The 1,248-nt window shown below is 58.0% G+C and carries 2 protein-coding genes; one reads left to right on the forward strand and one right to left on the reverse strand.

Annotation, left to right across the window (positions count from 1 at the left end):
- Window positions 1-625 (reverse strand): AMP-binding protein (locus tag Q8K05_RS08530; RefSeq protein WP_305246205.1); only part of this gene is annotated, 625 nt, incomplete at its 3' end.
- A gap of 159 nt (window positions 626-784) precedes the next feature.
- Here Q8K05_RS08530 and Q8K05_RS08535 point away from each other — a divergent pair.
- A partial coding sequence (locus tag Q8K05_RS08535) for a YqhA family protein (protein ID WP_305246206.1) occupies window positions 785-1,248 on the forward strand: 464 nt, incomplete at its 3' end.

Here is a 1,248-nt window from a genome sequence, read left to right on the forward strand (position 1 = left end):
CGCCCCGCATCTGGTAGTTGGCTGTGATCACCGCCACCGCGCCGGCATCAATGATGCGCTCCTGCAGCGCCTTGGCCGAAAAGCCGCCAAACACCACGCTGTGGGTGGCACCAATGCGGGCGCAGGCCTGCATGGCAATCACGCCTTCGAGCGTCATGGGCATGTAGATCAGGACCCGGTCGCCCTTCTGGATGCCTTCGGCCTTGAGCGCGTTGGCAAACTGGCTCACGCGCGCCAGCAGTTCCTTGTACGTGGTTTTGGTGACCGTACCATCGTCGGCCTCGAAGATAACCGCGGTCTTGTTCTCTACCGGGGTGCCCATGTGCTTGTCGAGGCAGTTGGCCGACGCGTTGAGCTCGCCGTCGGCAAACCACTGGTAAAACGGCGCGTTGGATTCGTCCAGGGTCTGCGTGAAAGGTTTGTTCCAGACCATGTTTTCGCGCGCCAGGCGGGCCCAGAAGCCTTCAAAGTCTTTCTCGGCCTCCGAACACAACGCATGGTAGGCGTCCATGCCCGAGATGCGGGCAGCCTTGACCATGGCGTCACTGGGCGGGAATACGCGATTTTCAACCAGCGTGGACTGAATAGCCGAGTTAGAGGTTGATGTAGATGTTGAGGCGCTCATTGGTGAAGTCTCCTTGTTGTCATTAGATGCTTGGATGCCGGGTACTTTCAGCCTTTGCACTTACAGGCCACTGACTGGCTTGAAGCTTACATATTTCCACAATAAAGGCCAGCCTTGCCGGCACCCCTACAATTCTGCAACTTTACAGCTGGTACCACCATGTCAGAACCTACCCCTTCACAACCTGCCCCGCTTCGCCCGCTGCCCAGGCTGATCTTTGCAAGCCGCTGGCTGCAGGTGCCGCTTTACCTGGGGTTGATTGCAGCCCAGGGCGTGTACGTCTTTCATTTTCTGGTGGAACTGGTTCACCTGATTGAAGCGGCCTTTGGCAGCCAGACGGCCTTGCAGGCGCTCATCACGAGCATCGGCTACAAAACCGACGCGCCCATTACCACGCTGAACGAGACGGTCATCATGCTGGTCGTGCTGGCCCTGATTGACGTCGTCATGATTTCCAACCTGCTGATCATGGTGATTGTGGGGGGCTATGAAACGTTTGTGAGTCGCCTGAACCTGGAAGGCCACCGCGACCAGCCGGAATGGCTGAGCCATGTGAATGCGTCGGTGCTGAAGGTCAAGCTGGCCACGGCCATCATTGGCATCAGTTCGATTCACCTGCTCAA

This window comes from Polaromonas sp. (genome assembly GCF_030682935.1).
In the GTDB taxonomy this organism is placed as follows: domain Bacteria; phylum Pseudomonadota; class Gammaproteobacteria; order Burkholderiales; family Burkholderiaceae_C; genus Polaromonas.